At 64.2% G+C, this 26,102-nt stretch carries 23 protein-coding genes; 5 read left to right on the top strand and 18 right to left on the bottom strand.

What is annotated here, in order from left to right; all coding sequences use genetic code 11:
• Positions 1-11: 11 nt before the first annotated feature.
• The 7 genes from hisD to ACE2AA_RS09310 form a co-directional block, all read right to left on the bottom strand.
• The gene (gene hisD / locus ACE2AA_RS09340; protein ID WP_141301184.1) at positions 12-1,316 is read right to left on the bottom strand and encodes a histidinol dehydrogenase; all 1,305 of its coding nucleotides are present in this window, start codon (positions 1,314-1,316) and stop codon (positions 12-14) included.
• Positions 1,313-2,113 carry an ATP phosphoribosyltransferase gene (hisG, locus tag ACE2AA_RS09335; RefSeq protein ID WP_141301182.1) on the bottom strand — a complete coding sequence of 267 codons (801 nt, stop codon included), beginning with the start codon at positions 2,111-2,113 and terminating at the stop codon, positions 1,313-1,315. The genes hisD and hisG overlap by 4 nt, the downstream gene beginning before the upstream one ends.
• 40 nt (positions 2,114-2,153) lie before the next feature.
• Positions 2,154-3,416: a UDP-N-acetylglucosamine 1-carboxyvinyltransferase gene (gene murA, locus ACE2AA_RS09330; RefSeq protein ID WP_395369550.1), complete on the bottom strand. Its 1,263-nt coding sequence runs from the start codon at positions 3,414-3,416 to the stop codon at positions 2,154-2,156.
• Between the two features lie 18 nt (positions 3,417-3,434).
• Entirely contained in the window at positions 3,435-3,989 is a 555-nt protein-coding gene (dcd, locus tag ACE2AA_RS09325) for a dCTP deaminase (protein ID WP_010508118.1), read from the bottom strand.
• Between the two features lie 96 nt (positions 3,990-4,085).
• Complete coding sequence (locus ACE2AA_RS09320; RefSeq protein WP_395369548.1) at positions 4,086-4,271, bottom strand: hypothetical protein; 186 nt, start codon at positions 4,269-4,271, stop codon at positions 4,086-4,088.
• A gap of 65 nt (positions 4,272-4,336) precedes the next feature.
• On the bottom strand, positions 4,337-5,488 hold the full coding sequence (locus ACE2AA_RS09315) for an aromatic ring-hydroxylating dioxygenase subunit alpha (protein WP_141261000.1): 1,152 nt from the start codon (positions 5,486-5,488) through the stop codon (positions 4,337-4,339).
• A gap of 234 nt (positions 5,489-5,722) precedes the next feature.
• Positions 5,723-6,952 (bottom strand): glycosyltransferase family 4 protein, encoded by a 1,230-nt coding sequence (locus ACE2AA_RS09310; protein WP_141301178.1) that lies wholly within the window; start codon positions 6,950-6,952, stop codon positions 5,723-5,725.
• A 101-nt stretch (positions 6,953-7,053) separates the two neighbouring features.
• Here ACE2AA_RS09310 and ACE2AA_RS09305 point away from each other — a divergent pair, with 101 nt between their 5' ends.
• The 4 genes from ACE2AA_RS09305 (at position 7,054) to infC (ending at position 11,681) form a co-directional block, all read left to right on the top strand.
• Entirely contained in the window at positions 7,054-8,049 is a 996-nt protein-coding gene (locus tag ACE2AA_RS09305; protein WP_395369545.1) for a tetratricopeptide repeat protein, read from the top strand.
• Between the two features lie 4 nt (positions 8,050-8,053).
• Positions 8,054-8,956: a glycosyltransferase family 9 protein gene (locus tag ACE2AA_RS09300; RefSeq protein WP_141260995.1), complete on the top strand. Its 903-nt coding sequence runs from the start codon at positions 8,054-8,056 to the stop codon at positions 8,954-8,956.
• A 42-nt stretch (positions 8,957-8,998) separates the two neighbouring features.
• Positions 8,999-10,933, top strand: a complete 1,935-nt coding sequence (gene thrS, locus ACE2AA_RS09295; RefSeq protein ID WP_141260993.1) for a threonine--tRNA ligase — start codon at positions 8,999-9,001, stop codon at positions 10,931-10,933.
• Between the two features lie 226 nt (positions 10,934-11,159).
• Entirely contained in the window at positions 11,160-11,681 is a 522-nt protein-coding gene (gene infC / locus ACE2AA_RS09290; RefSeq protein ID WP_010508127.1) for a translation initiation factor IF-3, read from the top strand.
• 307 nt (positions 11,682-11,988) lie between these two features.
• Here infC and ACE2AA_RS09285 read toward each other — a convergent pair whose 3' ends face one another.
• Genes ACE2AA_RS09285 through hrpB form a run of 6 tightly spaced genes read right to left on the bottom strand, consistent with a single transcriptional unit; the run spans position 11,989 to position 19,218 of the window.
• Positions 11,989-12,753: an SIMPL domain-containing protein gene (locus ACE2AA_RS09285; RefSeq protein ID WP_141260991.1), complete on the bottom strand. Its 765-nt coding sequence runs from the start codon at positions 12,751-12,753 to the stop codon at positions 11,989-11,991.
• The gene (locus ACE2AA_RS09280; RefSeq protein WP_395369543.1) at positions 12,750-13,073 is read right to left on the bottom strand and encodes a hypothetical protein; all 324 of its coding nucleotides are present in this window, start codon (positions 13,071-13,073) and stop codon (positions 12,750-12,752) included. Before ACE2AA_RS09280 ends, ACE2AA_RS09285 begins: the two co-directional genes overlap by 4 nt.
• Before the next feature lie 4 nt (positions 13,074-13,077).
• Complete coding sequence (locus ACE2AA_RS09275; RefSeq protein ID WP_193557668.1) at positions 13,078-14,655, bottom strand: HAMP domain-containing sensor histidine kinase; 1,578 nt, start codon at positions 14,653-14,655, stop codon at positions 13,078-13,080.
• Positions 14,656-14,685: 30 nt separating this feature from the next.
• Positions 14,686-15,366 (bottom strand): response regulator transcription factor, encoded by a 681-nt coding sequence (locus ACE2AA_RS09270; protein WP_010508133.1) that lies wholly within the window; start codon positions 15,364-15,366, stop codon positions 14,686-14,688.
• A 30-nt stretch (positions 15,367-15,396) separates the two neighbouring features.
• Entirely contained in the window at positions 15,397-16,623 is a 1,227-nt protein-coding gene (locus tag ACE2AA_RS09265) for a S1C family serine protease (RefSeq protein WP_141260986.1), read from the bottom strand.
• A gap of 36 nt (positions 16,624-16,659) precedes the next feature.
• Positions 16,660-19,218 (bottom strand): ATP-dependent helicase HrpB, encoded by a 2,559-nt coding sequence (gene hrpB, locus ACE2AA_RS09260; RefSeq protein ID WP_395369541.1) that lies wholly within the window; start codon positions 19,216-19,218, stop codon positions 16,660-16,662.
• A 91-nt stretch (positions 19,219-19,309) separates the two neighbouring features.
• Here hrpB and ACE2AA_RS09255 point away from each other — a divergent pair, with 91 nt between their 5' ends.
• The gene (locus tag ACE2AA_RS09255; protein WP_395372178.1) at positions 19,310-21,421 is read left to right on the top strand and encodes a protein-disulfide reductase DsbD family protein; all 2,112 of its coding nucleotides are present in this window, start codon (positions 19,310-19,312) and stop codon (positions 21,419-21,421) included.
• A gap of 96 nt (positions 21,422-21,517) precedes the next feature.
• Here ACE2AA_RS09255 and ACE2AA_RS09250 read toward each other — a convergent pair whose 3' ends face one another.
• The 5 genes from ACE2AA_RS09250 to ACE2AA_RS09230 all read right to left on the bottom strand — a co-directional run bounded on the left by ACE2AA_RS09250 (position 21,518) and on the right by ACE2AA_RS09230 (position 26,061).
• Positions 21,518-22,447 carry a hypothetical protein gene (locus ACE2AA_RS09250; protein ID WP_395369539.1) on the bottom strand — a complete coding sequence of 310 codons (930 nt, stop codon included), beginning with the start codon at positions 22,445-22,447 and terminating at the stop codon, positions 21,518-21,520.
• 96 nt (positions 22,448-22,543) lie between these two features.
• The gene (locus tag ACE2AA_RS09245; RefSeq protein WP_141260982.1) at positions 22,544-23,524 is read right to left on the bottom strand and encodes an Hsp33 family molecular chaperone HslO; all 981 of its coding nucleotides are present in this window, start codon (positions 23,522-23,524) and stop codon (positions 22,544-22,546) included.
• Between the two features lie 31 nt (positions 23,525-23,555).
• A complete protein-coding gene (locus ACE2AA_RS09240) occupies positions 23,556-23,876 on the bottom strand; it encodes a hypothetical protein (RefSeq protein WP_141260980.1) in 321 nt (106 codons plus the stop codon).
• A complete protein-coding gene (gene argF / locus ACE2AA_RS09235; RefSeq protein ID WP_141260978.1) occupies positions 23,873-24,859 on the bottom strand; it encodes an ornithine carbamoyltransferase in 987 nt (328 codons plus the stop codon). Before argF ends, ACE2AA_RS09240 begins: the two co-directional genes overlap by 4 nt.
• Entirely contained in the window at positions 24,856-26,061 is a 1,206-nt protein-coding gene (locus ACE2AA_RS09230; protein WP_395369536.1) for an aspartate aminotransferase family protein, read from the bottom strand. The genes argF and ACE2AA_RS09230 overlap by 4 nt, the downstream gene beginning before the upstream one ends.
• Positions 26,062-26,102 lie beyond the last annotated feature (41 nt).

The following is a 26,102-nucleotide window of genomic DNA, read 5'->3' as shown; positions in this document are numbered from 1 at the left end:
GTCAAGTTTCCTTATGCGCGGCGATCAAGGTCGGCCAGCCGGACCGACACGCTCAGTGCATGTGCATCAAGGCCTTCGGCCTGTGCCAGGCTGACGGCGGCGGGTCCGATCCTGCGCAGCGACTCGGGCTGTGCCTCGATGAACGTCGTGCGCTTGATGAAGTCGAACACCGACAGCCCGGACGAGAAACGCGCCGTGCGGCTGGTCGGCAGCACATGGTTGGGACCACCGACATAATCGCCAATGGCCTCGGGGCAGTACCGACCGACAAAAATGGCGCCAGCATGCCGCACGCGGTCAAAGACCGGGGCCGGATCATCGATCATGAGTTCCAGATGTTCAGGCGCTATGGTGTTTACAAGGTCGGCGGCCTCATTCAGGTCACGCACCGTGATGATTGCGCCATGGGCGTCCCAGCTGGTGCGGGCGATTTCAGCGCGCGGCAGGGTTTCCAGCTCGGTTGCGACCGCCTGTTCCACCTTCGCCGCCATGCCTGCATCCGGCGTGATCAGGATGGACTGGGCCATGGGGTCATGTTCGGCCTGCGCCAGCAGGTCGAGTGCGATGGCGCGGGGATCGTTGTTGCCATCCGCGATCACCACCACCTCGGATGGACCGGCGATGCTGTCGATTCCCACCGTGCCGAAGACCTGCCGCTTCGCTTCGGCCACATAGGCGTTGCCCGGTCCCACCACGCGGTCCACAGGTGCGATGGTGGCCGTGCCATAGGCCATGGCGCCCACGGCCTGCGCGCCGCCCACGCGGTAGATTTCAGTCACACCCGCGCGTCGCGCCGCCGCCAGCACCAGCGGATTGAGCGCGCCATCGGGCGTGGGCACGCACATGGCGATGCGCCCGACCCCCGCCACATGGGCGGGAATGGCGTTCATCAGCACGGAGGACGGATACGCCGCCTTGCCGCCCGGCACGTACAGCCCTACCGAGTCCAGTGCCGTCCAGCGCATGCCCAGCGTAACACCCGCATCATCCACGTAACGCATGTCGGATGGCATCTGCGCCTTGTGGAACGACTCGATCCGCGTGGCTGCGACTTCAAGGGATTCCAGCAATCTGGCCGGAACCTGCGCACAGGCGGCTTCGACTTCCGCTGCCGTGATCCGCAGGGTGGCGGGGGTGACATTGGCCCGGTCGAAACGGTTGGTGAATTCGCACAATGCGTCATCACCGCGTGCCCGCACGGCAGCCAGAATTTCGGTTACGGGGCCGTCCACGCGGGCGGTGTCGCTGTCACGGTCAGCCAGCAGGCCGGCGAATTCGGCTTTGAAATCAGGCTGGGTGGTATCAAGGCGCTTCATGCCTGCTGGTCCTTGGCTGGTGCGGAATTGGACGCCAGCGCCGTGCGGAAACGGTTGATGATGGCGCTTATGCGCTCGGGCTGGGTTTTCAGCGCCGTGCGATTCACGATCAGGCGGCTGGTGACATGGGCGATGGTGTGGGTTTCCTCCAGTCCGTTGGCGCGCAGGGTGGACCCCGTATCAACCAGATCAACGATCAGGTGGGACAGGTCCAGAACCGGGGCCAGTTCCATCGCGCCATGCAGGTGGACGATGCTGGCGTTGATGCCGCGCGCGGCAAAGTGACGGCGCGTGATGGAGGGATACTTGGTCGCGACCCGCACCTGTGACAGGCGGTTGGGATTGTCTTCAAGCCCGCTGCGGTCCTTGGGCTGGGCGATGGAAATGCGGCAGCCGCCGATACCCAGATCAAGCGGGGCGTAGATTTCGGGGTAGTCGAATTCCATCAGCACATCAGCGCCGCATATGCCGATCTGCGCGCCGCCAAAGGCAACGAAGGTCGCGACATCGAACGAGCGCACGCGCACCACGTCAATGTTGGGATCATTGGTTTCAAAGCGCAGCAGGCGACTTTTCTCGTCATTGAAATCCGGTCCGGGCACAATGCCCGCCCTATGCAGAAGCGGCGCCGCGGCTTTGAGGATACGGCCCTTGGGCAGGGCAAGTATCAGCGGGCTATCCGTTTCCGGAACGGCGGTCTGGGCCGGTGACAGGACGGTCAATGCATTCTCCGACATTGAAGGCTGGAGTTGCCCCGCATGGTACGGGGCGCCTCTGGTGACATGCGCGCATACCACATTCAGCCATCATGCAGGAAGGGCGCTTTTCTGGCGGCAGCTAGTCGGAAACGCGTTCGATATGCGCGCCGCACTGCGCCAGCTTGCGTTCCACGGCCTCGTAACCCCGGTCAAGGTGGTAGACGCGGCTCAGGATCGTCTCCCCATGGGCCGCAAGCCCCGCCAGGATAAGCGAGAACGATGCCCGCAGGTCGGTCGCCATGACTGGCGCACCGGACAGCGAATGCACGCCCCGGATAATGGCCGATGACCCATGCACGTTGATGCGCGCGCCCATGCGGTTGAGTTCGGGCACATGCATGAAACGGTTTTCGAAAATGGTTTCGGTCACCATCGATGCTCCTTCGGCAACCGACAGCAGCGCCATGAACTGGGCCTGCATGTCGGTGGGGAAGCCGGGATAGGGCTCGGTCATGATATCGACCCCGCGCAACGCGCCGGTGCGCTGTACGCGCACGGCCCCTTCCTCCTGCACCATCTCCACGCCCGCTTCTTCCAGCGCGCGCACGACGGCGCCAAGGTGTTCGACCTGACCGCCCACCAGGCGCAGCTCGCCGCCGGTAATGGCGGCAGCACAGGCATAGGTGCCGCATTCGATCCGGTCGGGCATGACGCGGTAATGCGCGCCATGCAGCCCGTCCACCCCGTCAATGACCAGCTTGCCCGTGCCGATGCCGGTAATGCGCGCGCCCATGGCGTTGAGGCAGCCGACAAGGTCCCCGATTTCGGGTTCACGCGCGGCATTGACGATTTCGGTGCGCCCTTTGGCCAGGGTTGCGGCCATCAGCAGGTTTTCCGTAGCACCCACGGAGGCGAACGGCAGGATCACCCGCTCCCCCTTCAGGCCGTGGGGGGCTTCGGCATGGATGTAGCCATTTTCCAGCGTGATCTTTGCCCCCAGCGTTTCCAGCGCCTTCAGGTGCAGGTCAACCGGGCGCGTGCCGATGGCGCAGCCACCGGGCAGCGACACGCGGGCTTCGCCACAGCGTGCCAGAAGCGGGCCGAGCACAAGGATCGATGCCCGCATCTTGGATACGATATTGTAGGGGGCCTCGGTATTGGTGATCTCGCCACCAACCGACAGTGTGCCACCGTCGCCGCTGACATCTTCCACCGTCAGGCCATGCTGTTCAAGCAGCCTGCGCATGGTGCGGATGTCCGCAATGCGCGGGACATTGTCCAGCACCAGCTTTTCGGAGGTCAGCAGCCCCGCCACCAGCAGCTTCAGGGCGGAATTCTTTGCCCCGCCAATGACGATGTCCCCACGCAGCGGGTGGCCGCCGTGAATGATGAAACGGTCCATGACTTGCGCTTCCTGCCCTTACATACGCGGCGGGGCGACGCCGACCTGCCCCATGTATTTGCCCTTGCGGTCGGCGTAGCTGACTTCACACGGTGATGCCCCCTGGAAGAACAGGAACTGGCAGATCCCTTCATTGGCGTAAATGCGCGCGGGCAGGGGGGTAGTGTTGCTGATCTCGATCGTGACCTGCCCTTCCCATTCCGGTTCCAGCGGGGTCACGTTCACGATGATGCCGCAGCGCGCATAGGTGGACTTGCCCAGGCAGACCACCAGCGTGTCGCGCGGTATGCGGAAATATTCGACCGTGTGCGCCAGCACGAAGCTGTGCGGCGGAATGGTGCAGCAGTCGCCCCGGCGGGTGACAAAGCTGTTTTCGGCAAAGTTCTTGGGATCGACCACCGCGTTGTCCACGTCGGTGAAAATCTTGAATTCATTGGCGACGCGCGCATCATACCCGTACGATGACAGCCCGAAGGAAATCACGCCCTCCCGGCTCTGCTTTTCCACGAAGGGTTCGATCATGCCATGGTCCGTGGCCATGCGACGAATCCACGTATCGGGCATTATTGGCATGCTGTCCCTTCCTTCGGCATCAGTGGCGCGGCACGCGGGCAACCCGTCGGCCGTTGCGCGACCACTAACGAAGTGGCCGCCCGACCGCAACCGCAATCACGCTTCGTTGCTGGATATGTCGCCGCTGCCGGGGGCATCGGACGCAGGGGCCGTGCGGGCACGGGTCTGCTGCTTGCGCCGGCGCAGGTTGGCGCGCAGGGCCTCGGCTTCCCGGGCCAGGCGCTGCTGGCGGGCGGCCTCGGCCCGATCGGTCAGGCGGGGTGTGTCAGGCCGTTCGGTCATGGGGTGTTTTCACGTAGCGACGGGAAGGGGAATGCCCGCCATCCATGGGGATGGCGGGCGGACAATCAGGCTGATGTGGCGGGTTCGGCCGGGGCGGGAGCCGCAGGCTGTTTCGCGTCCGTAGCGGGCGGCATGTCCTGCGGAATGCCACGACGGATAAGCAGTTCACGCAGCGCCTTGACCACGGGGAAGATTTCCACGTTGCGGTCGTAGCCAGCCTCGTTCCACGCGGCCTGTTCCAGTTCCACGATTTCCTTGTCTTCAAGGAAGATGCGGTTGGTGAACCAGCCCAGCGCGGGCCAGATCATGTCGATCAGGAACGGGGTCTGCGGGCGCAGGATGGACAGCAGGCCAAAGGACTGGGTTACGCGTTCGTCCTTGTCCACCGGCACGTAGGCGGTCCACAGATCCATGATCAGGTCACCGTCCTTGTCGGTGATGCGCAGGGTCTGGTACGGATATTCCGTGCGGATCGTCACAACTTCCTCAACGGGCTGTTCCTTGCCCTGCAGGTCCTTGTGCTTGCCAAAGATCAGGCGTTCGGCCAGCGGCTGCTGTCCCGCGCAGCGCATGAAGCTGTAACGTGCCTCGATAAAGTCCTCGCCCTTGTCCTGCCCCAGGAAACGGGCCTTGATCTGGCCCATCTGGCGGCGGTGCAGGAACTGATGGTTCATGTCCATCAGGTTTTCATGCATGAAGGTGTAGTGGCAGTTCACCCGCGGGCTGAAATGCTTGGTCTTGTATTTGGGGTTGTCTGTCTGGGCCAGCTTGGGGAAGGGGGTGCTGTCTGCCTTGTCCGGGTCGCCGGGAAAGATGAAGATCAGCCCGCCCGCTTCACGCACCGGGAAGGTACGTACGCCATTGGGCAGCTTGCCCTTGCCAAGATAGGGCACGTCGATGCAGCGGCCCGAACGGCCAAAGGCCCAGCCATGATAGCAGCAGCGCACGGTCTGGCCGTTCACGGTGCCCTTGCTCAGCGGGACCTGCCGGTGGGGGCAACGGTCATACAGCGCGAAGACGCTGCCCTCTTCGGGGCGGACCAGCACGATGGGAATGCCAGCATAGCTGACGGCCAGCGTCTTGTCGCGTTTCAGGTCGGCTGACCATGCCACCGGATACCAGAAATCCGGGTTGGAGTTGACCCGGCGCAGGTCGGGGTGGTGGGGGCCGGGTACGGGGGTGATATCGTCGGTCTGGGCGGGGGAAATCTGGTTCATGTGGTGCAGTCCCGAAGTGTTCGCGTTGAAACGGCGGGCCGCGGGTCATCCCCGTCCGCCAGAAAGAAGAATGCGCAATGGGTGAAGAATTTCAGTCGTCTTGTCGACTGTAAAACCACCCGTTGCATAAGGCCCATGCTGAATACTGGATGCTCGGCCCGGCTTTTTGGAATGCCATGAGGCAGATCAAGGTAATCCCGCACCCGATATGGCACAATTACCGCACACGTGCTGCTATCCTGCCTGTGGCAGGGCTTCATCACCCCAGCCCATGTCCGCCATGGCGGCATGGTAGAAGGTATTCGCCAACTGCGTGTGCAGCAGTTCATCATATACGGACAGGGTCGCGTACTGCATCGCCTGTGTTGAATAATGGTCGCGCACATTCTCGCGCGCGTGCCATGCCAGCCGGGTGCGTTCTTCCTGTGTCATGGTGGCGATATGGCGCATGCAGGCTGCCAGTGCCTGCACGTCATCGGGGGGGAATACGAAACCGGTCACGCCGTCATCCACCGTTTCCAGCGCCGCGCCATGGCCCGCCACGATAACGGGGCGGCCCATGGCCTGGGCTTCCACCACGACGCGGCCGAAGGGTTCGGGCCGCAGCGAGGGTACAACCACCATGTCCGCCAGCATCATGGCGGCCGGCATGTCGGCGCAGTGCCCGGCAAAACGCAGGTGCGTGGCGATTCCCCTGCGCTGGGCGAGAGTGACGAGTTCGCGGCCCAGCTTTTCGTTCGCCTCACCCACGAAAATGCACACCCAGTCCCCGTTGAAGCCCGCTGTTTCATTCATCCGCGCCAGCGCCTCGATCAGCAGCGCATGCCCCTTCCACGGGGTCACGCGCGCGGGCAGCATGATGACGGTGGCGCCGTCGGGGATGTTCCACAGGTTGATCAGGTTCTGCACCCGGTTGCCGCGCACGCCCTGCGGGTCGAAGCGCAGCATGTCTGCCCCGCGCGGGATCAGGCGCAGGCGATCGTCGCCCACCCTGTATTCCTCACGCAGGCGGTTTTCGATGTAGCGGCTTATGGCAATAACCCGGTTGCCGGACGCCAGCACGCTGTTGTACCGCCGCTTGCCCGGCAGGTTGGCGGCGTGCACGCCATGCCATGTAGTGACCAGCGGTATCTTCAGCCGCCTGCATGCCAGGGAGGCCGCCCATGCAGGCGCGCGCGAACGCGCATGGACCAGATTGACACCGAATTCCCGGATGACATGGCGCAGGCGGGCCGCGTTGCGCATGATGGAAAGGGGATTCTTCGCTTTCAGGTCCATCTCGACCGGAATGGCCCCGATGTATTTCAGGCGCGGGACAAGGCGTCCGCCCGCACTGGCCACGATGGCCGTGCCACCGCCCTGGACGATGGCACGCGCCATTTCCAGCGTGCCATGTTCTATCCCGCCGGATTCGAGGGCTGGCAGGGCCTGCAGGATGACAGGTCGGTCGCTCACGGTTTGCATCACCCTTCCCCATATCATGATCGTATCGGAACTGCACGGGTCGGTGGCGAATGGGGGGCTGGCCCTTGACCTTCTTGGCGGGCAGGCCGACGAATGCGGTAATGAGAGTCTTTGCGTGCCTGCCTGTATCCCCCTTTTCCCTGCCGGAGGGGTGTCCCGTTCGTCCCGCCATTGCGCCGGTCCGGCCCGCCCGCCGGGTGCGGGTGGGATGCCGGGGCATCATGGCGGCTGGTGTCGTGATTGTGGGGGCATGCCTGCTGCTGGCAGTCAACGTCGCGTGGAATGGCCGTGTATGGGCGGCTGATGCGCCACGGGCCGCCGCCCCGACACCTGTCCCCACCGTGCCGGAGCATGAGGGGGCCGGGCATGATGCATGGAGCTTCGCCCGCTGCACCGCCACCGTGTCCGATGATCCCGATGGCGCGCGTGATTATGCCGAGGACTGGCTGAACCATGGCGGTGGCCTGGAGGCCCAGCAGTGCGAAGCCCTTGCGCGCATCGAACTGGGGGATGTGGCGACGGCGGCGGCATCGCTGGACCGTCTGGCGCATGTGCCCGGCTGGCCCGTGGGGGACTCGGCCCATGCGGGCATGCAGCCAGATACCCCGCAGTCCCTGCGCCGCCGCGCGGCCGTCGCTGAACAGGCAGCGCGGGCATGGCAGGCGGATGACAGCCCGAAACAGGCATTTGATAGCGCGACCTATGGCCTGATGCTGGAACCGGATGACGTGCCGCTACGTCTGGTCTATGCGCGGGTCGCGGTTGAACTGGATCAGCCCCAGAGGGCGATCGATACCCTGACACCGCTGCCATCCGTTCCGGCGGAACGTGATGAGGCACTGGTCGCGCGCGCGGCCGCATGGCGCCGGATGGGCCGGATCGAACAGGCCATGACCGATATCAACGCGGCCCTGAAGGACATGCCCCGCAATGGCGCGGCACTGCTGGAACGCGGTATCCTGTACCAGCGCGAGGGCCAGATGGCGCAGGCGCGCGCCGACTGGCAGGATGTCGTGACGCTGGCCCCGGATTCGGATGAGGCCGATCTGGCGCGTCAGGATCTGTCGCTGCTTGAAACCGACCCCGAGGCACCCTGAACCCATGGCCCGCATTCTGGTTATCCGGCTGGGCGCGCTGGGCGATTTCATCCAGTCCTTCGCGCCGTTCGCGGCCATTCGCGCCCATTATGTGCATGATACGGTCGACCTGCTGACGCAGGCGCCCTTTGCCGAGCTTGCACGGCATGCACCGTGGTTCGACCATGTGCATGTCGACCGCAGGCCGCCATGGCGTGACCTGCCTGCGGTCATGGCGCTGCGCCGACTGCTGCGGTCGTATGACTTTATTTATGACTTGCAGACATCTGGCCGCAGCACGCGCTATTTTCACCTGTCGGGCATGAAGGCATGGTCGGGAATCGCTCGCGGCGCGCAGGCGGTGCATGACAGCCCGCAGCGGCGCATCATGCATACCCGTGCGCGCCAGCGTGACCAGTTGCGCCGCGCGGGAATCGACAGCCTGCCGGTGCCCGACCTGTCGTGGCTTATGCACGATGGTCCTGTTTTGCCCGCGCCCTATGGCGTGCTGGTGCCGGGGGCGGCGGCGCATCGCCCGGCCAAGCGCTGGCCTGTGGAACGCTACGCCGCCCTTGCGCGGCACATGCATGCGCAAGGGCTGTCGCCCGTTATCGTGGGGGGCAGGGGGGAAGGCACGCTTGCCGCCACCATCCGCGACACCTGCCCTGTTGCGGTGGACCTGACGGGGCGGACATCGCTGCTGGAACTGGGTGGCGTGATGGCGCGGGCAGCATGCGCTGTGGGAAACGACACCGGCCCCATGCATCTTGCGGCGGCTCTTGGCGTGCCCAGCACCGTGCTGTTTTCAGCCGACAGCAACCCTGCCCTGACCGCGCCCGTGGGCCAGTATGCGGGGCAGGTGCGGATCATTTATGTACATGATCTGGCTACTCTGCGCGTTGACAGGGTTGCGGCAACGCTCGCCTGACGCCATTACAGCGGAATATCTTCTTACCGGAGCAATGAAACCATGCCTGCCATAACCCTGCCTGACGGATCCGTTCGCCGCTTTGACGGGGCAGTGACGGGCACTACCGTGGCGCAATCCATCGGTGCCGGACTGGCCCGCGCCGCCCTCGCCATGGAAGTGGATGGCAGGCTTATGGATATTGGTCGCGAGATCGATCATGACGCCAGGGTCCGCTTTGTCACGCGCAAGGACCCCGAGGCGCTGGAAATGATCCGCCATGACGCCGCCCATGTGCTGGCCGAAGCGGTGCAGTCGCTGTTTCCCGGAACCCAGGTCACGATCGGCCCATCGATCGAAAACGGATTCTATTACGATTTCTATCGCAACGAACCGTTCAGGCCGGAAGATTTCGCCGCGATCGAAAAGCGCATGGGTGAAATCGTGGCCGCGAACGAGCCTTTCGTGCGTGAGACATGGCCGCGCGAGAAGGCCATCGAATTCTTTGAAAACAAGGGTGAACGCTTCAAGGCCGAACTGATCCGTGATCTGCCCGAAGATGAGGAAATATCGATCTACCGTCAGGGTGAATGGCTGGATCTGTGCCGTGGGCCGCACCTGCGCGGCACGGCGGATGTGGGCAATGCCTTCAAGCTTATGAAAGTGGCAGGGGCCTACTGGCGCGGCGATCACCGCAACCCCATGCTGACGCGCATCTATGGCACGGCATGGCGCGACCGCAAGGAGCTGGAGGCGCACCTGCACCAGCTTGAGGAAGCCGAGCGCCGCGACCACCGCCGCATCGGGCGCGAGATGGATCTGTTCCACATTCAGGAAGAAGCCGTGGGTCAGATCTTCTGGCACCCCAAGGGCTGGCGCCTGTATTCGGTGCTGCAGGACTATATGCGCCGCGCGCAGAACGGTAATGGCTATCAGGAAGTGCGCACGCCGCAGCTTGTGGACCGCGCCCTGTGGGAAGCGTCCGGGCACTGGGACAAGTACCGCGAGCACATGTTCATCGCCACAGTCGAGGACGAGGACAAGACCCTTGCCCTGAAGCCGATGAACTGCCCGTGCCATGTGCAGATCTTCCGCCACGGGCTGCGTTCTTACCGTGAACTGCCGCTGCGCATGGCTGAATTCGGTGCCTGCCACCGTTATGAACCGTCTGGCGCGCTGCACGGTATCATGCGCGTGCGCGGCTTCACGCAGGATGATGCGCATATTTTCTGCACCGAAGACCAGATCGCCGATGAAACCGCGCGTTTCGTGCGCATGCTGGCTGATGTGTATCAGGATCTCGGGTTCGAGCATTTCCGCGTGAAATTCGCCGACCGTCCCGAACAGCGCGCCGGTGATGATGCGACATGGGACCGCGCGGAAAACGCGCTGAAAGTCGCGTGTGACATGGCGGGTGTCACGTATGAGCACAATCCCGGCGAGGGCGCGTTTTATGGCCCCAAGCTGGAATTCGTGCTGCGTGACGCCATTGGGCGTGACTGGCAGTGCGGCACGCTGCAGGTCGATTACGTGCTGCCCGAACGGCTGGATGCATCCTATGTGGGTGAGGACAGCGCGCGGCATCGTCCCGTCATGCTGCACCGGGCGATTCTGGGATCGTTCGAGCGATTCCTTGGCATCCTGATAGAACAGCATGCGGGCCGTTTCCCGCTATGGCTTGCGCCGGTGCAGGTGGTGGTGGCGTCCATCGTGACCGATGCGGCGGATTATGCCCAACATGTGACCGACAGCCTGCGCAAGGCGGGTCTGGTGGTGGAAGCCGACCTGCGGAATGAAAAGATCAACGCCAAGATTCGCGAACACAGCCTTGCGCGCGTGCCGGTCATTTTAGTGGTTGGCCGCAAGGAAGCGGAGGAAAATACCGTCGCCCTGCGTCGTCTTGGCGGCAAGGCGCAGGAAGTCCTGCCGCTGGAAGAAGCGGTGTCCGCCCTTGCATATGAAGCCCTGCCACCCGATATCCGCAGGGCACGCGGCTGATCCATCTGGTTCCGTGCCACGATTGCATGGCTGTTTTCGCAGGTACGGGACAAGACAGTACTTGATCTGGGACGCGTCTTTGCGTCACATATCTTTCCATAATGTAAGGTCATGCCTTGCCTGTGCGTTTCCCATGGTTTCAGCCACGGACGCGCGGGTATGCGGGATGGCCTTATCTGCCGTTTGAATGAAACAGTTACAGGAGCTGACCATAGCCAGACCCCCGATGCCCACTCCGCCAAATCGAGAGGGCCCCCGTGTCAATGAAGAGATCCGCGTACCGCAGGTCCGTCTGATCGACGAAGAAGGCGAGATGCTGGGCATCATGTCCACGCGTGATGCGCTGGCCCGTGCCTATTCTGTTGGCCTTGACCTTCTGGAAATCAGCCCGAACGCCGAGCCGCCCGTGGCGAAGGTCCTTGATTACGGGAAGTTCAAGTACGAACAGCAGAAGAAGCGCAACGAAGCGCGCAAGAAGCAGAAAGTCATTGAAATCAAGGAAGTCAAGGTTCGTCCGAATATTGACGAAAATGACTATCAGGTGAAAATGCGTGCGATGAAGACCTTCATCGGCGAAGGCGACAAGGTGAAGGTCACCCTGCGTTTCCGTGGCCGTGAAATGGCGCATCAGGATCTGGGTGTGAAGGTTCTGGAGCGTATCCGCGCAGAAATGGATGAGGTCGCCAAGGTTGAGCATATGCCCAAGCTTGAAAACCGCCAGATGATCATGGTGCTGGCCCCGCGCTAGGCGCAGTGTCACTGTCCGCATCATGAAAAAGGCCCGGTGGGATTATTCCACCGGGCCTTTTTCGTCTGTCCTGCATATGAGGAAACAGGAACGGCAGACAGATCCTGCCCCTTATCCACCGTCGTGCGGTATGTATGGGGGATATCGGTCAATCCGTTCTGCATGGTTTTGGGCATGACAGAAAGATTCGGCCCGTTAACTCATTAATATGGAAAAGTTTCTGGGTGCCGCCTTTTTCAGGAAGGCGGCGTTCTTGGAAGCTTTTTGAAAAAAGCTTCACCAGAAACTTTCCATTATTGGCGGGCTTTTATCCGGCGGGCTTCAGGATCAGCGTGGCGCGGACGGTTGCCGTGACATCCTGCAGGCCGGTCGGCGCTTCCGGGGCGGGCATGTCCATGCTGGCGGCGCGGGCCATCATCATCATGGGCATCGGACGCGGCATGTTCTGGTCTTCCAGCGTCACGCTGCGGATGGAGGCGATAGTCAGCTTCAGCGTGGATGCTGCCGCCTGGGCACGCTGCTGCATGTCCTGCAGGGCCAGCGTTTCGGCCCCGCGGGTCAGTTCCATCCGCTTTTCACGTGACAGGGACCAGTCCAGCCGCGTCAGGGCCAGATTATCGGCCTGTAACTGACCCACCAGTGGCAGCAGGACCTTGCCATCCGTGGCGGTCAGACGGATGCTCTGGCGTGCCACCCATTGCGGTCTGCGGTTCTGGTGCGCGTCACCATCATCATGATGCACGAAATACGACTCGGCATTCAGGGTCAGTCCCGTTACATGGGCACTGGCCGCCGTGACCTTGCCCACCAGCGCGTTGACCTGCGCCTGTGCGCTGGCGGCCGTATCAGCCCGCGCTTCGGCCAGGAAGGTGGCGGTCAGTTCATCCGGCTGGGCCTGCACCGTGCCGGATGCGGACAGTTCCAGTTCTGTTGCATTGGGGGGAAGTGCGTTGTTCGCGGGCTGGGTCTGGGCCATGCTACCTGCCGGGTGCAGTGTTGCCGCCGCCAGCATGCCGGGCAGGGCTATACGCAGGCTGTGACGGGCAAGGGTCGTGAAAGCTGGAAAAGTCATGAATGCGTAGTCTCCTTCAGTTCGACCAACGCACGACGCAGCCGCACGATGCCAGAACGGATTCGCCCTGCGCGGCACATGTCTTCGCCCTGCGTGCGCAGGCTGTCTACATCCTGCGGCAGGGCCGGGCCATAGGCGTCGATAATGTTCAGCAGCCGGTTGCAGTAAGCCTTGGTGTCACTGGTAATGATCACGGGCTTGTCCGATCCATCCCGTGCGGCGATTACGTCCGCCCCGGTGTCAGCCCCGGCCGGGGCCGCGCCACACAGGCAGAAACTCATCACAACAATGGCAGGCGCCATGGCGGGGTGCATGTTCATGGCGTTACTCTACGCTACTGTTCATGTCATGCTGATGGGGGAAAGGTGACCTTTCCGTCATGCCTGATATGTGTGGGGGAGATGGAAAATCCTCCTCGCTTTTCGAAATCGCGCAGGCCGCGATCGGCAGCGCCAGCGAAACCGTAAGTCCGGGGTTATGCGCCGACAGGTGCATCCGCCCCCCATGCAGTTGCACGATGGCCCGCACCATGGACAGCCCCAGCCCCGAACCGGGGGTGTTGCGTGCCTTTTCCGCGCGGAAAAAACGTTCCGTGGCGCGGGCCATGTCGGCCTCGCTCATGCCCACGCCTTCATCACTGACACACAGGTCCAGCATCCCTTCGCCCGTGGGGCCGATAACGCGGCCAGGTGCCAGTTCGCGCACCTGCGCGCGCAGGTGGACGGTGCCACCGGGGGGCGAGAACTTGATGGCGTTGTCCAGCATGTTGGCCACGGCCTGCTGGACCAGCGAACGGTCACCGTAAAAGCTCAGGCTGTCGGGCAGGTCCAGCGCCAGCCTGATGTCATGATCTTCCGCCACGGCTTCATACAGGTCGGCAACATCGCGCAGGACCGGCACCAGATCGAATGTCATGAAGGCGGATCGGCGGGCGCCGGCCTCGATCTGGGCAATGCGCAGCAGGGCCTCGAACACGGCGGTTACGTTGTCCAGATTACCGACCGCGCGTTCGATCGCATCGCGCAGTTCCGCGTCCGATTTCGCGTGCAGGGCCGCATCTTCCAGCTGGGTGCGCGCGCGGGCGATGGGGGTGCGCAGGTCATGGGCGATGGAATTGGATACCTGACGCACGCCATCCATCAGGCGCACGATCCGGTCCAGCATTTCGTTGATGGCTTCGGCCACCTGATCCATTTCATCGCCATTGCCAACCAGCGGCATGCGGCGGCTCAGGTCGCCATGGGCGATGGCCGAGGTCGTGCGGGCCACGGTCTTGACCATGCGGCGGAAAATGCCATGCACCAGCACCGCCCCGCTGACAGCCAGCAGCGTGACCATGACCCATGCCCATAACAGCGAATCGGTCAGCAGGTGGCGCAGGATGCCGCGCGCGCGCACGTCACGTCCCACCAGCAGGCGGTAGCCGCTGTCCAGCTGTCCCGCGGTATGGCTCTGCGCCGTGCCGGGCAGGCGGTAGGCATGCAGTTCCGCCATCCCACGCAGTCCCGCCCGTGTATCAGGCAGGGAATACCAGCGGTCCGTGTACTGCACTTTCGCAGGCCATGCCGAGACATTGCCCGTCAGGTAATTTCCCTGTGGGTCGATGACGAGATAGATCGCATCGTCATCCAGATTCTGCTCCAGCCTGTCCTCGATGGTCAGGGCCAGCGTGGGCAGGCCCCCCATTATCCACCGTTCGGCCAGGGCGTGGGCGTCGGCGTTGATGGCGGTTTCCACCTGGCGTTCCAGAAACCCGATCGTGCCCCACCACATGAAGGACATGAACAGGATGGAGGACAGGGCGAACATCATGCCATACGCCAGCGAAAACCGCAGGCTGGCCGATCGCCATGCCCGCCAGCGTGACGGGCGGGGCATGGCGCGGGGAAAACCGGTGGGCATCAGTGTCCCGCCCACAGGCAGGAATGGGGCCTATTCGGCACGCAGCATGTATCCTGCGTTGCGGATGGTGTGGATCAGCGGCGTGCCGAACGGCTTGTCCACCTTCTGTCGCAGGCGCGAGACATGAACGTCGATCACGTTGGTCTGCGGGTCGAAATGGTAGTCCCATACGCCTTCCAGCAGCATGGTGCGGGTCACGACCTGCCCCGCGTGGCGGGTCAGGTATTCCAGCAGGCGGAATTCACGCGGCTGCAGGTCGATCTTCTGGCCTGCGCGGCGTACAGTGCGCGACAGCAGGTCGATTTCCAGGTCGGCCAGTTCCAGCTTGGTCTGGGGGGCCGTTTCCGTCCGGCCACGCCGGCCCAGGGCCTCGACACGGGCCAGCAGCTCGCTGAAGGCAAATGGCTTGGTGACATAATCATCGCCCCCCGCCTTCAGCCCCTGCACGCGGTCATCCACATCCGCCAGCGCCGACAGCAGCAGCACGGGGGTCGTGTTGTTCTGCGCGCGTATGGTTTCCAGCAGGCGCACGCCATCAATGCCGCCGGGCAGCATGCGGTCGAGTATGATCAGGTCAAATTTCTCGCTTACGGCCATGAACAGGCCGTCCTTGCCGTTATCGGTCAGTTCGACCAGATGCCCGGCTTCCTTCAGGCCCTTGGCCACGAAGTTGCGGACGGTGGGGTCATCTTCAACAACAAGAATATGCACGTTGCCTCACGTCGTTTGGGGCGGGATCAGTCAGTCTTCCATGTCCTCGTCGGGGCGGTGGCCGACACAGGCTGGCAGGCTTAACGCCTCGTGGTGGCGGCGGATGTGCAGCACCACGGTTGATTGGGGTCTTTTTGCCGCGATCGAGCGGATCAGCATGCGTGACGTATCGATCGGTTCATCGTTCACGGCGGTAATGACATCCCCTATATGCAGGTGCGCCTTCATGGCCGGTCCATTCCGGTCGATGCCGACAATCTGCACGCCGTCATGTCCCGTTCCGTCCGTCAGTGTAACACCCAGCCACCCCCGGTCGATATGGCCATTACGGCGCAGTTCTTCCACAATAGGTGCCACGATTTCCGACGGAAGGCCAAATCCGATACCCACCGATCCGCCGGTGGGGGAGACAATGGCCGTATTTACCGCCACCACCTGCCCGCCAAGGTTGAAGGACGGCCCGCCGGAATTGCCGGGATTGATCGGGGCGTCGATCTGGAAGAAATCATCAAACGGGCTGGTGCCGATATCGCGTCCGCGCGCAGACACGATGCCCGCGGTAACGGATGACCCCAGCCCGAACGGGTTGCCTGCCGCCATGATCCAGTCCCCGATATTGACCAGACGGCTGTCCCCCCATGGCACGAAGGGCATGGGATGGGGTGCATGGATCTGGATGACCGCGATATCCGTCAGGTCGTCGCTGCCAACCAGATGGGCGGGGAATTCCGTGCCATCGGCCAGTGACACGGTAATCAGGTCGGCCCCGCCCACTACATGCGCGTTGGTTACGATCACGCCCCCGGGGTCGATCAGGAAGCCCGAGCCGGCCCCCAGCATTTCCTCCCCATGTGCGCGCATGCGCTCGCGGAATTTGTGTTCAAACGGTGTGCCCTTGACGCTGGGGGGCAGGGGCTGGCGGCTGCCGGTGGTGGTGTGGCTGTCCTGCGCCACCGCGATATTGACCACGGCCGGTCCCACCTGGCGCACCAGCGGGGCGAAGGTCAGCGGTCCGGTCGAGACCACCGGCGGCACGGGTGGTGCGAACAGGGAAGGATTGGGTGACACGGCGGGTGAGGGCGTAATCTCCCCGGCGTACGCCACTGTTGCCATTCCGCCCGGTCCGGGCAGGCCCAGCAGCAGCATCGGTAACAGCCGGAAAGCCGGACGACAGACCATGGCAATCCGTTTCATGCAGGGCGGGGCGAAGGAATGTTCATGATGCCCCATGTTATCTGAAAAAAGCGGCAATGCCATGGCTGCATGACAACATCGACGTAAATGCATGCAGTTTTATGGTGTGCGCCGTGGTCCTGGCGGCGGTGGACTGGTCGTGGCGGGATTTTCAGGCCAGTCATGGCGGGGATAACGACCGCGCATGTCACGGCGCATATCCGCCCATGAACCGGCCCAGAATCCGGCCAGGTCGGCGGTGATGGCCTGTGGCCTGCCCGCAGGCGACAGCAGGGCGATACGCAGGTCCACCCGGCCACCGGCAATGCAGGGTGTCTGTGTCACACCATAGAAAGTCTGCGCCCGTGCCGCCGCCACCGGCACGGGTTGCAGGTAATCGATCGCGGCCCGCCCGCCCGGCAGGTCCAGATGGGTGGGCAGCATGCGATCCAGCCATTTCAGCGTGGCATGGTCCATCGTGGCGCGCAGCATGCCCAGCAGGTCCATTTCCGCCAGCGCCGACAGGCGGTTCACCCCCGCAAGCCATGGGGCCAGCCAGCTTTCTGTTGCCTGGGCCAGCGCCTCATCCGACAGGTCGGGCAGGTCTGGACGGTCCAGACGGGTGCGTGCCAGTTCCACGCGGGCCTGCAACTGCCGGCAGGCGTCGCCCCATGTAAATGCCGCGGCCAGGTTCTGCGCCGCCTGCGCGCATAACAGCGCACGGACTTCATCGGCACCTGCGGTCACGGTGCGGTCACGCAGCACAAGGTTGCCCAGGCGCAGCCTGCGCCGCGCCAGCACGTTGCCCGTTGTCGTATCCAGCGTGGTTTCAACCTGTTCACGTGCCCGCGCCAGCAGGCTGGCAGGCAGCGCATCACGGTCCAGCGGGACGGCAAGGCAGATCTCGGCGGCCTTGCGCACATGCATTCCCGCCACCGCCAGCAGGGAACATCGCGCCAGTTCATCCGTCTTGGACAGGCGTGCGCTGCCACCGCCAGCAAGGCGGAAAGACCCTGCATCCCCACGGGACTGCGCCACCCGGTCGGGGAAGGCTGCGGCAATCAGGGCGGCGGGGTCACCACTTGCGGGAATGTCACGTCCCAGCCCCAGCCGCCTGCGATACTGCCGGGCGGCATGGCGGATGCGCGACAGCGCCGCGCGGTCTGCATCGGGATGGTCGCCACCGGCCAGCAGATCCAGACGCAAGCGGATATCCGCAGGGGCCACGGGTGGCGCGCCCCGGCTGCCACCGGCGGGGCGACGGGGACGTAGCGGGTCGCGTTCCTCCAGCAGGGCGGCGATATCGGCGGCCATGGCGCGCTCGGCAGGTGTGCGCGCGGCCAGCATCATGGCGGCAAGGCGGGGATGGGCGCCAAGGACGGCCATGCGCGTGCCCTCCCGCGTGATCCGGGCATCATCATCCAGCGCGCCCAGCGCCTGCAGCAGGCTGCGCCCGGCCTCGAACGCGCCATTGGGGGGCGTGTCGGGAAAGGGCAGGTCGGCGGGCGCCGTGCCCATCGCATCCTGCCATGCCGCCGCATCCAGCCGCAGGCCGGTCAGTTCGGCCTCCATCATTTCGGGCTGGTCATGTGGTGGCATGGCGCGGGTGGTCATTTCCGTCCACAGCCGTATGGCGACACCGGGGGCGACACGTCCCGCGCGGCCCGCGCGCTGGCTGGCCGCAGCCCGCGAAATCCGCACCGTATCGAGTCGCGTAAGCCCCGTGCCCACATCCAGCCGGGGTACGCGGCGGAAACCCCCATCCACCACAATGCGCACGCCCGGCACGGTCAGGGAGGTTTCGGCAATGGAGGTGGACAGGATCACCCGCCTGCGCCCGTCGGGGCGGGGGGTAAGGGCGCGATCCTGCTCGGCGGGGGGGAGTTCACCATATAATGGCAGGATATCCGCCGCGATTCCGTCCAGCAGGCCACGTGTGCGGTGGATTTCGGCCACACCGGGCAGGAAGGCCAGCACATCACCGGGGGCCTGTGTGATGGCGGTGCGAATGGCGGCGGCCATCGCGTCAGGCAGGTCGCGGCGGTGGACAAGGTCGCGGGTGGCGTGGCGGATTTCCACCGGAAACATCCGGCCTTCGCTTTCCACCAGTTCGGCATTCATGCGCTGCGCCAGCGCCGCGCCATCCATGGTGGCGGACATGGCGACCAGCCTTAGCTCGGGCCGCAGGCTGCGTTGCAGGTCCAGGCAGAAGGCGAGGGCTGCGTCCGCATCAACCGAACGTTCGTGGATTTCGTCAAAAATGACGCATGCCACCCCATCCAGTGTGGGATCGGACAGCAGGCGGCGCACAAGCAGACCTTCGGTAATGACCTCTATGCGCGTGCGTTCCGACGTCGCACCATCCAGCCGGGTGCGGTAGCCCACCAGACCGCCCGGCTGTCCATCCATAAGCTCCGACATGCGCGTGGCGGCCGCACGGGTGGCCAGCCTGCGTGGCTCCAGCATCACGATCCGCCCGTCCCCCCGCCACGGGGCATCCAGCAGCGCAAGCGGAACCAGCGTGGTCTTGCCCGCACCCGGTGGTGCGACCAGAACGGCGTTGGACGTGCGCGCCAGCGCGGCCTGCAGCGGTGGCAGGGCTGCGGCGACAGGCAGTGCGTTGCCGTTTTCGGACAGAAGGGTGTTGAGACGGTTTTGCAAGGTGGGGTCTAAGGCCATATCCTGATCTTATGGCGTCCGGCATGGTGGTGGGGCAATCCTTGGCATGGTACACCGGTGCGTTTTTCCTTTACCCGGTTCTTGCGGAGTACTGTCCGTGCCCTTTCTGTGGCTTGTGTCCATCCTGTGCCTGCTGGTGAGCATCCTGCCCACGGCGCGTGCCGCACAGAGTGATGCCGTGATTTCCCCCCGGGCCACCGTAACCCTGGTCACGGATGACGATACTTACATGCCCGGCAGACCCCTGCATGTGGGGCTGCGCCTGCGGCTTGCGCCGGGGTGGCATACCTACTGGCTCAATCCCGGTGACGCGGGGGATGCGCCGACGCTGGATGTGCGGGCGACAGGCGGGGCAACAGGACAGGCCGGTACCATTGAATGGCCCACGCCACGCGTGCTGCATGACGGGCCGCTGACGTCCTATGCCTATACCGGCGATGTGCTGCTGCCGGTCATGCTGTCCCCGGTGGCCGGGGCAGGGGATGGACCGGTCACACTCAGTGCAAAGGCGGAGTGGCTGGTCTGCGCCGAAGTCTGCGTGCCGGAAAATGGCAGCTTCACCCTGACCCTGCCACGCGGCGATGTACACCCTTCGGCGGAGGCCGCGGCCTTCGCACGTGCTGCCGCTGACAGGCCGGTGCCGTCGCCCTTTGCCGCCCGCGTCTCGCCTGCTGGTGTCCTGCAACTGGACGGGCGTGGACTGTCACCGGATGCGGTGAAGGATGCGTGGTTCATGCCCGAAGTGGCGGGCGCGATCGATCAGGACGCGCCGCAGGCTGTCACCGTGCGTGACGGGGTCGTGCAACTGGTGCTGAAACCGGGGCCGGTCTTCCATGACGGGGCGGCCCTGTCCGGTATCGTGGTGCTGCGTGATCCCATGGGGCGGGAACGCGGTTTGTCGGTCCTGCCGGTGGTGGGCGAAGTGCGCACGCTCGTGTCGCCGCCCGTGGAAGCCCCCCCCGACGGGATCGTGCATGTCGGCTGGTTGGTGGGTATGGCGTTTGTGGGGGGAATGATCCTGAACCTCATGCCCTGCGTGTTTCCGGTGCTGGCGATGAAGGTACTGTCGCTGGAACGCATGGCGCGTGGCGAACGCAGGGCGGCGCTTGCCGGGGCCGGGGCCTATGCGGCGGGGGTGGTCGGGTCGTTTGTTGTATTGGGGGGGGCGATTGCCGCCCTGCGCGTGGCGGGCCAGCAGGCGGGATGGGGGTTCCAGTTCCAGTCCACCGGCTTTGTCATCGCGATCTGCCTGCTGCTGTTTGCCGTCGCCCTGAACCTGCTGGGTTTCTTTACCATCGGCCTGCGACTCATGGGACTGGGGGATGGGTTGCCTGCACATGCGGGGGATTTCCTGACCGGAGTGCTGGCGGTTGTCCTCGCTTCGCCCTGTACCGCGCCGTTCATGGGGGCGGCGGTGGCGGGTGCGCTGGCGGCACCGCCGGTGGTGGGGCTGCTGGTTTTCGTGTCCCTTGGGTGCGGGCTTGCGGCCCCTTACCTGTTGCTGGCGTGCATGCCGGGGCTTCTGGGCTGGCTGCCACAGCCGGGGCGGTGGATGGAAACCGTGCGCAACCTGCTGGCCCTGCCGGTGCTGGGCACATGCGTGTGGCTGGCATGGGTGGCGAAGCTGGAAGGTGGCATGGATGCGCTGGGCCTGCTGGCCGCGGGGCTGGTTTTGGTGCTGGTGGGGTGCTGGTGCCTGCGCCGTGCCAGCATGATGGACCTGCGTGACGCCATGGAAGGCCGCGCGGGGCTGTATCGTGCCATGGCGATCCTTCTGCTGCTGGTGGCGTTCGTGGGGGGCGGTGTGCTGCCACCCGCCAGCGTGCATGACCGCAGCCGGGGGACCGACCGGGTGACGGATGGCAGTTCCGCCTTTTCCCCCACCCGCCTGGCGGAACTGCGTCGGCAGGGCCGTCCGGTATTCGTGGACATGACGGCGGCATGGTGCATTTCATGTCTGGTCAATGAACGCGTGGCCCTGTCCACCCATGCGGTGCAGGATGCCTTTGCCCGGCGCGGGATCGTTTACATGAAAGGCGACTGGACCCTGCGGGATGCGGCTATTACCGCCTTCCTGCATGAGCATGGACGCGATGGTGTACCGTTTTACATTTATTATCCAGCCCACGGGCCGGAGGTGATCCTGCCTGAAATCCTGACACCCGGCCTTGTCATTCGTATGACCGCGCCGGAAGAGAAATAAGCATAAAGGTTTCTGGTGAAGCTTTTTTCAAAAAGCTCCGGAAGAATACCGCCTTTTTGAAAAAAAAGGCGGTACCAAAAACTGGGAATGGAAAGATCAGTCGGTGCTGCCCGGCAGCGTCAGGTTCCCCGGTGGAGGGGAACGCAATTGCGGCTTGGCCACCGGTGTCGCGCTGTCTCCGTCATCGGATGGATAGCCGGTGGGGAAGATGGCGTCCGGTCCCTCATTCGCGGGTTTGGGGGTGGCCTGCGCCGGGGCGGACGTGGAAGGTGCCGCGGCCGGAAGATCGGTCGGTCCGCCGCCAATGGTCATTGTGCTGGTGTCCGGGGTGGTGGGGGTGGCCTGTGTGGTCGGGGCGGGCTGAGGCTCCTCGGTTCCATCCAGAGGCTGTGCGACGATGCCGCCGGGCACCTGTCCCTGTCCGGTGACCAGCCAGTTGCCCAGATTGTTGCGGATCTGGTTCTCCAGCTCTTTGTTCATGTCCACCAGCATCATGTTGGTGAGCGTGTTCAGGTTTTCCGGCGTGTCGCTGTTACCGTGCTTGCGCTTTGGGTCATAGGACCGGGTTACCTGGGCTACGGCATAGCCCGTCCGGCGGCCATCGGCCGAAGTCACGTCCAGATGCACGTTCAGTTGCCCGTCCAGTATGCCGCCGGGTTCATGCAGGATGGAGGCCCGGTCGATGGTGAACACACCCTCGCCCCCGCTACCGGCGGCAATCAGCCGGTCATGTGCCATCTGCTTGAGAAGCTGGTCAGGCGGATTGGGTGCACGGCCTGACAGGTCGCCCGGCACCAGCCCCGGCTGCCCCCGGTCCACGATCGAGATGGACGCCACATTCAGGTTCAGCGGCTGGGCATCGCCATATTGCGGTCCCTCGAACGTGGTGGGGGCGTCATTATGATGGCTGCGGCTGTAGGCAGGACCGCACAGCGGCAGCGTCAGGAACGGCAGGCTGGCCACAAGCGCCATGCGCAGGCTGCGGTGCAGGGCAGGGGCGAAAAACGGCGAACGGTTCGGTCGCATGGATTATATCCCGGTAACGGCAGGCGCTGGCAGCGCAGTAGGTCAGGCTGGCAAGCGTGCCACGTTACGCGCTGGTGGAACAGGGGCAGGGCAGCGTCAGGCCGCCTGGCCGCCGATCTCATCACGCTGGAAGTGGAAGCTGTGGTTGCAGAACGAACAGTTCATGGTGATCGTGCCGTCCTGTGCCATATGGTCCAGGTCATCCAGCGGGAAGGTCTCCAGAATACCCGACAGGCGGGCACGCGAACAGCGGCAGCCAAACGCCAGCGCGCGCGGCTGTCCCGGGATCAGTCCTTCGGCATGAAACAGGCGGTACAGCAGGTCCCCCGATGACAGGTTGTCATCCAGCACCTCACGCGCCGTCAGCGTCGTGGCCAGGGTGACGGCGGTTTCCCATGCATCATCACCTTCTTCGGTCGTGATGTCGTTGTCCACGCCGCCATCCATGGCGATCTTTTCCATCACCAGCGCACCCGAGCGCCAGCCAGCGGGCGTCTTTTCACAGAACAGCCTGACCCAGCAGGCATGCTGTTCACTGGTGGCGAAGTAATGCGCGGCCATTTCCGACAGGCTTTCACCATTCATCTCGACAATACCCTGATGGATGTCGGTGTCTGGCCCCTGATCGACGCTGAACGCAATGTAGCCCTTGCCCAGCAGCTGGCTTGCGGTCGGGTCGGGGATGGTTTTCAGCAGTTCGGCCACCTGTTCATCATCCGAACGGGCATGGAAACGCAGCGCGCCGGAATCGGTGCAGTCAGCCAGCAGCAGGCTGACCGGGCCATCGCCCTTGGCCTGCAGGGAAAATGATCCCTTGAACTTCAGGGACGACGCAAGGGCCGCGACCAGCGCCAGCGCTTCCCCCGCCAGCCGCAGCACGGCGTCGGGATTGTCATGGCGGGTCAGCAGCGTGTCGGTCAGCACGCCGGGGCGGACAAGGCGGCCGCGCACCGGCCGGTGGTCCAGATAGAATGGCACCACACCCTGCGGCACGACCAGATCGGGCGTGTCAGGACGGCTGGCGTCGAGAAAGGCGGGGGAGGAATGATTGGCAGTCATGGCAGAAACCCGCAGCATCACGCACCCCGTTGCCGGGGGGCGTGGGTCATCAGAGATTGGCGGTAATGTCCGCCTCCAGCGCGGCGAGGCGCTGGTCGAGGTCTTTCAGCTGGCCCGCAGGCAGCAGGCCGTCCGTTTCCAGCGCGGTCATGGCGCGCAGGCGGCAGCGGTCATGCTCCATATCCAGGTCTTCCGTGCGGCCAGCGCCGGCAATGCAGTCCAGATAGGCATCACGCACCGCATCAATGCGGGTGTCACGGGTGGGCAGGGCGGCAAAGATGTCGCGCACGCTTTTTTCCGCCCAGCCGGGGACTTCCGGCGTATCTTCGGTAGCGGAGGGCAGGGCGGGCTGTTCGGCCGGTCCGGTCATGCCGTGGGTTCCTTTCCATATTGCTGCCAGTCTTCGCCACACAGCGCCCAGACAAGGATGCCCTTCTGCGCATGCAGGCGATTTTCGGCCTCATCGAACACGACGGAATGCGGGCCTTCGAACACGTCTTCCGTCACCTCTTCCCCGATATGGGCAGGCAGGCAGTGCAGGAAAAGGGCATCGGGTGCCGCATGCGCCATTAAGGCTGCATCGACACGGTATGGCTCAAACGCGCTGATGCGCTGTGCCGATTCCTTGTCGGACATGCTGACCCATGTATCGGTAATGACCGCATCTGCCCCCCTGACCGCCGCCAGGGGGTCGGTTGTGACTGTAATCTGCGCCCCATGTTCGCGCGCCCACGCAACGGCAGCACCTGACGGTGCATGCGTCGCGGGGGTTGCCAGACGCAGGTGGAAGCCGAACAGGGCCGCCGCCTCGATGAAGGATGTGGCGACGTTGTTGCCATCGCCCACCCATGCCAGCGTACGTCCCCGGATCGGGCCGCGATGTTCCTCGAACGTCATGATGTCGGCCATGATCTGCACCGGATGCGAATCCGGCGTCAGGCCGTTGATGACGGGAACGCTGCTCCACCGCGCAAGCTCGCGCAGGTTTTCCGTCCTGCCGGTGCGCAGCACGATGGCGTCAACAAAACGCGACAGCACGCGGGCGGTATCGGCAATGCTTTCCCCCCGGCCCAGCTGCATGTCGGCCGGCGACAGCAGGATCACGTTTCCGCCCAGCTGCTGCATTCCCACTTCGAACGAGACGCGGGTACGCGTGGACGGTTTGGACAGCATAAGGCCAAGCGCGCGTCCATGTACCGGCAGGGCCGGGTGCAGCGGGCGGGCGCGATGGCGCTGCATGCGCTTGATCCCGGCCGCGACATCCAGGATCGCGCGCAGGGTGGCAGCGTCAAGGTCACGCAGGTCAAGGAAATGGCGCGGGGTTACGTGGATGGGGTTCTGCAGCGCATTCATGCCACGTTCTCCGGCTTGGCGGCGGCGACATGTGCGCGCACCCGCTGGGCCGCGCGGTCCAGCATGGACAGGGCATCCACGCAATCGGCCTCGGTCACGGTCAGGGGCGGCAGCATGCGCAGCACGTTGTCCCCCGCCGTGACACTCAGCATGCCCTCAAGGATGGCGGCATTCTGCACCAGCGCCACATCGGCCTTGCATTTCAGGCCGATCAGCAGCCCAAGCCCGCGGCGGCCCGCGAAAACATCGGGATAGGCCGCGCACAGCCGGTCAATGCCCGCATCCAGCTGTGCGGCACGTGCGCGCACGCCTTCGAGGAAACCGGGGGCGAGCAGGATGTCCAGCACCGCATTCGCCGCCGCACATGCCAGCGGGCTGCCGCCAAAGGTCGTGCCATGGCTGCCTGGCGTCATGTGCTTCGCTATGGTTTCGGTGGTCAGTACCGCCCCCATGGGGAAACCGCCGGCAATACCCTTGGCTGTGGACAGGATGTCCGGGGTTATGTCCGACCATTCATACGCGAACAGGCGGCCGGTGCGGCCCATGCCGCACTGGACTTCATCCACGCCCAGAAACAGGCCGAATTCATCGCACACCGCGCGTAATTCCTGCATGAAGCGCGGGGTGGCGACATGGATGCCGCTTTCGCCCTGCACCGGCTCGATCATGATACCGGCCGTCTCCGCCCCGATGGCGTCGCGCACGGCGTTCATGTTGTTGAGCGGTACATGGTCAAATCCCTCCACCCGCGGGCCGAACCCGTCGAGGTACTTTGGATTGCCCGTGGCCGACAGCGTCGCCAGCGTACGCCCGTGGAACGCGCCGTTGAAGCAGATGATGCGCGTGCGTTCGGGGTGACCGGACCTGGCCTGCGCACGGCGGATCATCTTGATCATGCCTTCGTTGGCTTCCGCGCCGGAATTGCAGAAGAACGTGCTGTCGGCAAAGGTGTTGGCCACCAGCCGTTCCGCCAGCCGCTCGGCCTGCGGTACGCGGTACAGGTTGGACACATGCATCACGCGCTGCGCCTGCTGTGTGATGGCGCCGACAAGGTGGGGGTTGTTGTGTCCGACCGAGGATGTGGCGATGCCGGACCCGAAATCGAGGAATCGTCGCCCGTCCACCGTGTACAGCCAGGCACCTTCGCCGCGCTCGAAAGCGAGGTCGGCGCGATTGTAATTCGGCATCAGGGCGGAAATCATGGAACAGCCTTGTGATTTCAGGTCAAAGAAAAAGGATCGGG

This window comes from Komagataeibacter diospyri, from assembly GCF_043995075.1.
GTDB lineage: Bacteria > Pseudomonadota > Alphaproteobacteria > Acetobacterales > Acetobacteraceae > Komagataeibacter > Komagataeibacter diospyri.
This window is presented reverse-complemented; position numbering and strand designations above follow the sequence as displayed.